A 7,113-nucleotide genomic window follows, 5' to 3' on the forward strand; every position below is an offset into this window, starting at 1 on the left:
AGATTCACGCGCAACGGGTCAGGACTTCGCGCTTGCGACCAGTCACAGTAGTCACATGGCCCTTCTGGACACACCGCGCCCCTCGACCCGACTGCGCGACCGCGCGATCCGGGTCGTCGAGGCCGCGACCACGCCACTCCTCCCGGCCGACTACCTGGACCTGTTCGCCCCCTTGCGCAGTGGGGCGGACCTCCGGGGTCGCATCGTCTCGGTGCACCCGGAGACCGCGGATGCCGCGACGATCGTGATCCGGCCCGGAGCCGACTGGGCCGGCCACGTGCCCGGTCAGTACCTCCGGATCGGCATCGACGTCGACGGCGTCCGCGAATGGCGCGCCTACTCGCTGACCCATGGTCCGCGCGCCGACGGCAACATCTCGATCACCGTCAAGGGAGTGCCCGGCGGCAAGGTCAGCAACCACCTGGTGCACGACAGCCGCCCCGGCACGCTGATCCACCTCGAGCAGGCCACCGGTGACTTCGTGCTGCCGGAGCGGCTCACTGCCCGGACCAAGCTGCTCTTCGTGACCGCCGGCTCCGGTGTCACGCCGGTGGTCGGGATGCTGCGCAACCTCTTCCCGGTCACCGACGAGGGCGTGCTGATGTTCGGCTCGCGCCGCCGCGCGACCGACGAGCAGCCGCTCGACATCACCGTCGTCCACGTGGCACCGAGTCGGCCGGAGTCGATCTTCATCGACAACCTGCACGAGCTGCACGAGGCCGGCGCGATCAACCTCGTCGACCGCTACGACGACGTGCACGGCTTCCTCGACGTCGCCCGGCTCGAGGAGCTCGTGCCTGACCTGGCCGAGCGTACGACGTACGCGTGCGGCCCGGCCGGTCTTCTCGACGCGCTGGCCACGCACCACGAGGAGCGCGGACTCGAGCTGTTCACCGAGCAGTTCCGTCCGGTCGTGATCAGCTCGGGTGAGGGCGGCACCGTCACCCTGGAGAAGTCCGGCGTGAGCCTCGAGCTCGACGGCGCCACCACGATCCTCGACGCGGCCGAGAACGCCGGCGTCCTGATGCCCAGCGGCTGCCGGATGGGCATCTGCATGGGCTGCGTGCTGCCGATGCGCGAGGGCGCCGTGCGCGACCTGCGCAACGGCGAGATCACCACCGCGACTCCCGGCGAGACCAACACCGGCGGCGTCCCGATCCAGACCTGCATCAGCGCGGCCGCCGGGCCGTGCCACATCGACCACTAGGTCTCGATACACCGGCTCGTTCCTCGCCGGCACTCGACCACCGAAACCCTCGACAACCGAATCACGAGGAGACCGACATGACCACGATCACCCGCAAGGACACGAACCCGACGGCGCACCTGACCGAGGCCGACATCGAGCAGATCGGCGTCGAGCTCGACGCGATCCGCCAGGACGTCATCGACTCGCGCGGCGCCAGCGATGCGGCGTACATCCGCAAGGTGGTCGACGTGCAGCGCAAGCTCGAGCTCGGCTCGCGTGCGGTGCTGCTGGCCAGCATCTTCCCGCCGGCCTGGATCGCGGGCACGGTCGGCCTGAGCGTCGCCAAGATCCTGGAGAACATGGAGATCGGCCACAACGTCATGCACGGCCAGTGGGACTGGATGCGTGACCCGAAGATCCACTCGACCACGTGGGAGTGGGACAACGCCTCGACCGCCGAGGGCTGGAAGCACTCGCACAACCAGGTGCACCACACCTACACGAACATCGTCGGCAAGGACAACGACCTCGGCTACGGCATCATGCGCGTCGACGAGGACCAGCGCTGGTCGCCGTTCCTCCTCGGCCAGCCGCTGTGGAACTTCATCAACGCCTGCTTCTTCGAGTACGGCATCGCGGCGTACGACCTCGAGCTCGGCAAGAACCTCCGGGTGCCGAAGGAGAAGCGCAGCGACGCCTTCAAGCGCAACGCGAAGAACACGCTGAAGAAGATCCGTCGCCAGGCCACCAAGGACTACGTCGTCCACCCGGCGCTGTCGATCCCGACCGGCTCGTTCCTGCCGACCCTGGCCGCGAACTTCACCGCCAACCTGGTCCGCAACCTGTGGACCCACTCGGTGATCATGTGCGGCCACTTCCCCGAGGGCGTCGAGACGTTCGAGAAGAAGTCGATCCCCGCCGACGAGACCCGTGGTCAGTGGTACGTCCGCCAGATGCTCGGCTCGGCCAACATCTCCGGCTCGAAGCCGATGCACCTGATGACCGGCAACCTGAGCTTCCAGATCGAGCACCACCTCTTCCCGGACCTGCCCAGCAACCGGTACTCCGAGGTGGCGCCGAGGGTGAAGGCGCTCTTCGACAAGTACGAGCTCAACTACCACTCGGCGTCCCTGCCCCGTCAGGTCGGCAGCGCGTGGCACAAGATCGTCCGGCTCTCGCTGCCCAACGGCTGGCTCGAGCAGACCAACGTCAAGAACGCGCCGAAGCAGGTCGCCCTGCTCTACAAGCTCAGCTCCGGTGGACCCAAGGTGCGTCGGGCGTACGACGCCGCGCAGCGTCGTGCCGAGAACCAGAAGCGCGCCGCCGCAGCCTGACCCCTCGATCGACCCAGTCCACGACTCGCGACCCGCACGGTCGCGGGTCGTGGACTTTTCTGTGTGCAAACGGGAACCCTTGCCCTGCGGCGGACACAAACAGGACATGGTGACATTCGGGGGCATCGACATGACCGAACTCAGTGATGGTGAGCTGGTCGACGAACTGCGCCGTGGTGAGGGCTCGTCCCTGGGCATCCTCTTCGACAGGTACGCCGACCGGATCTACAACCACTGCTTCCGTCGTACGGCGTCGTGGGACACCGCCCAGGACGCCACGTCGACGGTCTTCCTCGAGGCATGGCGTGGTCGTGAACGCGTCGTCCTGCACGAGGACTCGGCCCTGCCGTGGCTCTACGGAATCGCCACCAACGTGTGTCGCAACCTCACGCGCAAGCAGCGCCGCCACCTCGCGGCGGTGGCCCGCCTGCACGGGGAGTCCGACACACCTGACCATGCCGAGGCGGTCGCCGACCGCCTTGACGACGAGCGCCGGATGGCGGCCGTGCTGGCTGCTCATGACGCTCTTCCCCGACGCGACCAGGACGTGCTGTCCCTGGTCGTGTGGTCGGGGTTGAGCTATGAGCAGGCGGCGGTCGCCCTCGGCATACCGGTCGGCACCGTGCGTTCGCGACTCTCGCGGGCACGCCGGCGGCTTTCCGCAGCAGTCTCCGAACAGGAGTTCCACGATGACTGAGCACAACCTGCCTCCCGAGCGCCGTCTCGACGATCAGTCCCGTGCGCGAATGCGCGCCGAGCTGACCGAGGAGACCGCTCGATCCACCACGCCCCGGGCTCGTTCGTGGCTGGTGCCGGCGGCCGCCGCCGCGGCCGTCGCCAGCGTTGCCGCGCTCGGCACCGTGCTGATGACCAACGGTGACGACGGTGGCCCCGACCGCACCGAGGAGCTCGCCCCCGCCGGCTCCGGCACGGCCGGCGACCAGACTCAGGGCCCCTCGGTCCCAGACCCCGGATCGTCCAAAGGCATGACCGAGCAGACCCTGCAGGCCGCCCCGCTGACGGATCCCCCGGCCACGTGCGCCGACGAGGTCCCCGCCTACCTCCCCGGTGCTGCCGAGGCCGCCCGGACGACGTACGACGAGGGGCTGGCGGTCCTGTTCACCAAGGGCCAGTCGTGGGTGCTCTGTGATGACTGGGCTGCGTCCGCCGACGGCGGGGCGCCGACACTGCTCGGCAATCGGGCGACCAACGACCCGGCGGCCGAGCAGACCTACGCGCTGAGCCAGAACTACTCGATGACGAACGACTCGGTGGCACAGTTCGTCGCCGGCGGCCCGACGCTTCCGGGCGTGCAGTCGATCAGCTACACGTTCCCCGACGGTCACACCCAGCAGGCGGTCATGGGCGACGACATGTGGCTGATGGCCTACGTGCCGACCAGTGGTCCACTGGTCGACCTCGAGACCGCGCAGACCGAGCCGATCCACGTGGTGGTGACGCGGGCCGGGGGCGGGCGTGCGTCGTACGACCTGCAGTGGGGCCAGGACTCCTGCGCCCAGATCAACCACGGCTGCTGATCAGCGAACCGACCCTTTCGCAATTGAATCATGTTCAGTAGTCTCGGCTGGGTGAGCGAACACGTCGACGTCCTCATCATCGGTGCCGGTCTGTCAGGGATCGGTGCCGCCGCCACGCTGGCCACCCGCCAGCCCGGGAAGAGCTACCTCGTGCTCGAGGGCCGGCCAGCCAGCGGCGGCACCTGGGACCTCTTCCGCTACCCGGGGGTGCGTTCCGACTCCGACATGTACACGCTGGGCTACCGGTTCAAGCCGTGGCTGGGTGGCAAGGCGCTCGCCGACGGCGCCTCGATCCTCGACTACGTGCGTGAGACCGCGCGCGAGTACGGCGTCGACGAGCGGATCCGCTACGACCGGCACGTCACCTCCGCGGACTGGGACTCCGACTCGGCCACCTGGCGGGTCGCGGTCACGCACGGTGAGGAGTCGACGACCTACACGGCGTCGTTCCTCTGGGCGTGCACCGGCTACTACAACTACGACGAGGGCTTCACGCCGGTCTTCGAGGGCCGCGACCGCTTCCGCGGCGAGATCGTGCACCCGCAGCACTGGCCCGAGCACCTGGAGTACGCCGGCAAGCGGATCGTCGTGATCGGCTCCGGGGCAACGGCCGTCACCCTCGTGCCCGCGATGGCCGATCAGGCGGCGAAGGTGACGATGTTGCAGCGCTCACCGACCTACATCCTCTCGCTGCCGGCACGGGACCCGTTGGCGCTGGGGCTGCGCAAGGTGCTGCCGCGGCAGGCGGCCTACAACGTCACCCGCATCAAGAACATCGCGCAGGCCAGCGCCCTCTACAACATCAGCCAGAGTCAGCCGAAGATCGTGCGCAAGGTGCTGCGCAGGCTCAACCAGAAGCAGCTGCCCGAGGGCTATCCCGTCGACGTCCACTTCAGGCCGACGTACGGCCCGTGGGACCAGCGGCTCTGCCTGGTGCCCAACGGCGACCTGTTCAAGGCGATCCGCTCCGGGAAGGCCGAGGTGGTCACCGACACCATCGAGTCGTTCACCGAACGCGGCATCGCGCTGAGCTCGGGCGCCGAGCTCGAGGCCGACATCATCATCACCGCGACCGGGCTGAACCTGCAGCTCTTCGGTGGCGTCGACGTCAGTCTCGACGGGCAGAAGCTGGACGCTCCCTCGACGATGGCCTACCGCGGGTTGATGCTCAGCGACCTGCCCAACTTCGCCTACACGGTCGGCTACACCAACGCCTCGTGGACGCTGAAGGCCGACCTGGTCGCCGAGTTCGTCTGCCGCGTGCTCGAGCACATGACCGAGGTCGGCGCGCGCACCGTGGTGCCCGTGCGCCAGCCCGGTGTCGGCGAGGAGCCGTTCATGGACTTCGAGGCCGGCTACGTGCTGCGCTCGATCGACCAGCTGCCCAAGCAGGGTGACGTCGAGCCGTGGAAGCTCAAGCAGAGCTGGTTTCACGACGTCCGCGCGATCCGCAACAGCAAGCTCGACGACGGCGTCCTCGAATTCAGCTGACCCGTCGTGAGTTCGGATCGACCCGTCGTGAGTTCGGCCGGGTGTGTGTGTCCTGTCACTGAATGCACAAGAACCACACGCGTTGCCCTACAGTTGTACGAAGCAACCCGTTCTGTCTTGCCTCGGGTCGCCGGCGCGCGAGCCCCCCATGTGGGATTCGCCTTCCATGCGCTGCCTTCCGAACCTCGGGGTTCGTGACTGTTTGGTGAGACACACCAACGGATAGCGATTACTTTCTCTTGTCTACAGCTTCTGCCACGCCCTCATTCGGCGACCTCGGCGTTCCCGCAAACCTTGTTGCCGTGCTCTCTGACCTCGGCATCACCACCCCCACTCCCATCCAGGCAGCGACCCTGCCCGACTCGCTCGCCGGTCGCGACGTGCTCGGCCGTGGCCGCACCGGCTCCGGCAAGACCTTCGCCTTCGCGCTGCCGCTGGCGGTCCGCCTGGCCGCGTCCGGTCGCAAGCCACGCAGCAAGGCGCCGCGGGCACTGATCCTGGCCCCCACGCGTGAGCTGGTCGGCCAGATCAACGAGTCGCTCAAGCCGCTCGCCAAGTCCTTCGGCCTCACCACCCAGACCGTGTTCGGCGGTGTCGGTCAGAACCCGCAGGTGCAGGGTCTGCGCAACGGTGTCGACATCGTGCTGGCCTGCCCGGGTCGTCTCGAGGACCTCATCCAGCAGGGTCACTGCACCCTCGGCGACGTCGAGATCACCATCCTCGACGAGGCCGACCACATGGCCGACCTCGGCTTTCTGCCCGCCGTACGCCGCCTGCTGAAGGCGACGCCGTCGACCGGTCAGCGACTGCTGTTCTCCGCGACGCTCGACAACGCGATCGACACGCTGGTCAAGCAGTTCCTGCACACCCCGGTCACCCACGAGGCCGACTCGGCCCAGTCGCCGGTCTCGCAGATGAGCCACCACGTGCTGCACCTGAACCGTGAGCACCGCGTTCCGGTGCTGGCCGATCTCGCCAGCGCCCCCGGCCGCACGGTGATCTTCACCCGCACCAAGCACGGCGCCAAGGCATTGGCCCGGCAGCTCAACAAGAACGGCATCCCGACCGTCGACCTGCACGGCAACCTGAGCCAGAATGCGCGCACCCGCAACATGGATGCGTTCCACTCCGGCAAGGCCACCACGCTGGTGGCGACCGATGTCGCCGCCCGCGGCATCCACGTCGACGATGTCGCGCTCGTCGTCCACGCCGACCCGCCGGCCGAGCACAAGGCCTACCTGCACCGCTCGGGCCGTACGGCGCGGGCCGGCGCCGAGGGCACGGTCATCACGCTGATGACTGACGACCAGGTGCGCGATGTCCGCGCACTGACCCGCGCGGCTGGCATCAAGCCCACCACGACCCGTCTTGCTGGTGCCGCGCACCCGATCCTCGAGGAGCTCGCCCCCGGCCAGCGCTCGACGCCGGGTGGCCTGGTGATCGAGTCCGGCGGCAACGCGGTGGGCGCCGGCTCGGGATCGTCGTCGGGCAAGTCCGGTGGCGGTCGCAACCGTCGACGCTCCGGTGGCGGTGCCAAGGCCAGCGCCGGTGCCGGCGCGGG

The 7,113-nt window shown here is 68.4% G+C and carries 6 protein-coding genes; all 6 read left to right on the plus strand.

All coding sequences use genetic code 11. The features are described from left to right. Nucleotides 1–55 precede the first annotated feature (55 nt). Entirely contained in the window at nucleotides 56–1,207 is a 1,152-nt protein-coding gene (locus tag NJ4_RS20785) for a ferredoxin reductase (protein WP_067439870.1), read from the plus strand. 77 nt (nucleotides 1,208–1,284) lie between these two features. After that, a complete protein-coding gene (locus NJ4_RS20790) occupies nucleotides 1,285–2,523 on the plus strand; it encodes a fatty acid desaturase family protein (RefSeq protein WP_067439873.1) in 1,239 nt (412 codons plus the stop codon). Between the two features lie 106 nt (nucleotides 2,524–2,629). Then, nucleotides 2,630–3,220: an RNA polymerase sigma factor gene (locus NJ4_RS20795; protein WP_245644651.1), complete on the plus strand. Its 591-nt coding sequence runs from the start codon at nucleotides 2,630–2,632 to the stop codon at nucleotides 3,218–3,220. Then, nucleotides 3,213–4,061, plus strand: a complete 849-nt coding sequence (locus tag NJ4_RS20800) for a hypothetical protein (protein ID WP_067439876.1) — start codon at nucleotides 3,213–3,215, stop codon at nucleotides 4,059–4,061. Before NJ4_RS20795 ends, NJ4_RS20800 begins: the two co-directional genes overlap by 8 nt. A 51-nt stretch (nucleotides 4,062–4,112) precedes the next feature. Further along, nucleotides 4,113–5,552: a flavin-containing monooxygenase gene (locus tag NJ4_RS20805; RefSeq protein ID WP_157551258.1), complete on the plus strand. Its 1,440-nt coding sequence runs from the start codon at nucleotides 4,113–4,115 to the stop codon at nucleotides 5,550–5,552. A 302-nt stretch (nucleotides 5,553–5,854) separates the two neighbouring features. Further along, nucleotides 5,855–7,113, plus strand: a 1,259-nt coding sequence (locus NJ4_RS20810) for a DEAD/DEAH box helicase (protein ID WP_245644652.1), incomplete at its 3' end; no start/stop codon positions are given.

Source organism: Nocardioides jensenii JCM 1364 = NBRC 14755, assembly GCF_001552535.1.
Taxonomy (GTDB): Bacteria; Actinomycetota; Actinomycetes; order Propionibacteriales; family Nocardioidaceae; genus Nocardioides; species Nocardioides jensenii.

Coding starts and splice junctions, on each gene's coding strand:
- NJ4_RS20785 (WP_067439870.1), top strand. CDS start 56: ATGGCCCTTCTGGACACACCGCGCCCCTCGACCCGACTGCGCGACCGC.
- NJ4_RS20790 (WP_067439873.1), top strand. CDS start 1,285: ATGACCACGATCACCCGCAAGGACACGAACCCGACGGCGCACCTGACC.
- NJ4_RS20795 (WP_245644651.1), top strand. CDS start 2,630: ATGGTGACATTCGGGGGCATCGACATGACCGAACTCAGTGATGGTGAG.
- NJ4_RS20800 (WP_067439876.1), top strand. CDS start 3,213: ATGACTGAGCACAACCTGCCTCCCGAGCGCCGTCTCGACGATCAGTCC.